Source organism: Inhella sp. (assembly GCF_027532025.1).
In the GTDB taxonomy this organism is placed as follows: Bacteria; Pseudomonadota; Gammaproteobacteria; order Burkholderiales; family Burkholderiaceae_C; genus Inhella.
Genome location: NZ_JAPZSY010000102.1, coordinates 1 through 2,220, shown reverse-complemented (window position 1 = coordinate 2,220; position 2,220 = coordinate 1). Strand labels below are relative to the sequence as shown.

The window sequence follows — 2,220 nt, the reverse complement described above, 5'->3', positions numbered from 1 at the left end:
CGCCCGAACTGGCCCAGCTGTCCACCCCCGACCGCGCCCGCACCCAAACCCCCCGCGAGGCCCTGCGCGCCCCGCCCAGCCCCTCGCCCTCCCGCCTGGCCCCCATCGCGGCAGCGCCCAGCCTGCCCGAACCCCCGCCCGAACTCCGCATGCTGGAATCGCCCGCACGGGCGCCCGCCCTGGCCGCGCGCGAACGGCGCCCCGCCCCCGTGGTCGCAGGTGCCGCGCTGCGCGCCCCCTTGAGCGCCGCCCCCGCCTTGCCCGACGTGCCCCCCGCACCCGAACTGCGCACCCTGGGCAACCCCGAGCGCAGCGCGCCACGCGTCGCGCGCGAGCGCGTGCCCAGCACCGCGCCCACCCAAACCGCCCGCGCCTTGCAACAAGCCCTGCCCACTGCACCCAGCCTGCCCGACGTGCCTCCCGCGCCCGAACTGCGCACCCTCGACGCCCCCGCCCGCGCCCTGGCCACGACCGCCCGCGACGCCACCCCCCTGCCCACCAATGGGCGCCTGGCCGAAGGCCTGGCCCAGCGCCTGCCCGATCGCATCGCCCCCCTGCCGGCCGACGCCCTGGGCCGCGAGCTGCCCGCGGCGCGCGCCGAGGCCAGCACCAGCGCCACCGCCAGCACCGCGCCCACCGACTCGCTTCGGGGCGACACCCCCCAAGCCGCCACCCCCGGCCCCCTGGCCGCGCCCGGCTCTCCCGACGCCGGCGCCCAAGTCGGGCACGACGTGGCCACCGCCCCTTCCGCCCAGGCCAGCGACCCACCGCGCCCCCTCAACCTCGCCTTGCCTCGGCCCCTGGGCCCCACCGCCCGGCGCACCACCGGACTGCTCGAAGTCCTGCCCGCCGTGCCCGAGGCCAAGTCCAAGCTGGAAAAATCCGTCGAAGAAGCCGCCCGCGAAGACTGCCGCAAGGCCCACGCCGACAAAGGCCTCATCGGCGCCGCGTTCCTGGCCGTGGACACCGCGCGGGGCAAAGGCTGCAAGTGGTGAGGACGGCCCGCCGGCTGAGGCCGACGCCGCGAACTCGGGCCCGTGGGCCGGGTCAATCCCTCAGGGCATCCAAGGGCGAGCGCACCGCGCCGCCGCCCAGCTTCAGCACATGCGTGTAAATCATCGTGGTGGCCACATCGGCATGGCCCAGCAAATCTTGGACGGTACGAATGTCGTAGCCCGACTGCAGCAAATGGGTTGCAAAGCAGTGGCGCAAGGTATGCGGCGTCACCAACTTGGCAATGCCCGCCGCCTGCACCGCCCGCTTGAACGCGCGCTGAAAAGTCTGGTCGTACAGATGGTGCCGGCGCACCACCCCACTGCGCGGGTCGTTCGAATGGTGGGCCTGCGGAAACACCCAAAACCATGCCCAGCTGTGGCCAGCCCGCGGGTACTTGCGCTCCAGCGCGTCCGGCAACTCGACGCCGCTGCGATCCGCAGCAACATCCTCTTCCCAAAGCCCATGAGCAGCCAGCAACTGATCCTTCAGTGCCGGCTGCAAGCTGGCGGGCAGCATCACGACCCTGTCCTTCTTGCCCTTGCCCTGGCGCACCACCAAGGCCTGATGGCCGAAGTCCACATCCTTGACGCGCAATTGCAGCGCCTCCGAGATGCGCAACCCGGTTCCGTACAGCAGCCGGCCCAGCAAACGGTGCTCACCTTGTAGCCCGTCCAGCACCGCCGTGACTTCGCTGGGTGTGAGCACCACGGGCACATGCCGTGAAGCCCTGGGCCGGCCGATCTCCTGCATCCACGGCAGGGACAAGCCCAGCACCTTGGCGTACAAAAAGATCAGCGCGGCCAGCGCCTGGTTGTGGGTGGACGGTGCGACCTTGCGTTCCGCGGCCAAGAAGCGCAGGAACGATTCAACTTCAGGCGCACCCAGCTCCGTGGGGTGGCGCAGGCCATGAAAGCGGACGAAGGCGCGAATCCAATGCACATAGGCGTCTTCGGTGCGCTGGCTGTAGTGCAGGTAGCGGATGCGCTCATGCACTTGATCCAACAGCTTGGGGGCCTTGAGGGGCGGCATCGGCGCCACCAGCCTGAGCGGTCGAGCCTGGCCTCGAGTTGGGGCAAACTCAGCCTCGCGGCCGTGAGGGGCTTGCAGCATGATGGCCTCCTAGCATCGGCGCATTGCCTGCAGAGCACCTGCGGGATCGGCCGACTTAGGGCGCAGTTTGCTACTGGATAAAACAACAGTCAACAGGGGAGAAATGCATGACGG

1 protein-coding gene and 1 pseudogene are annotated in these 2,220 nt (G+C 70.7%); one reads left to right on the top strand and one right to left on the bottom strand.

The window, feature by feature from the left end:
* A pseudogene (locus tag O9335_RS12795) lies at window positions 1-995 on the top strand (hypothetical protein); the annotation flags it as partial.
* A 52-nt stretch (window positions 996-1,047) separates the two neighbouring features.
* Here O9335_RS12795 and O9335_RS12790 read toward each other — a convergent pair.
* Window positions 1,048-2,025 (bottom strand): integron integrase, encoded by a 978-nt coding sequence (locus tag O9335_RS12790; protein ID WP_298388698.1) that lies wholly within the window; start codon window positions 2,023-2,025, stop codon window positions 1,048-1,050.
* Window positions 2,026-2,220 lie beyond the last annotated feature (195 nt).

Coding starts and splice junctions, on each gene's coding strand:
- O9335_RS12790 (WP_298388698.1), bottom strand. CDS start 2,025: ATGCCGCCCCTCAAGGCCCCCAAGCTGTTGGATCAAGTGCATGAGCGC.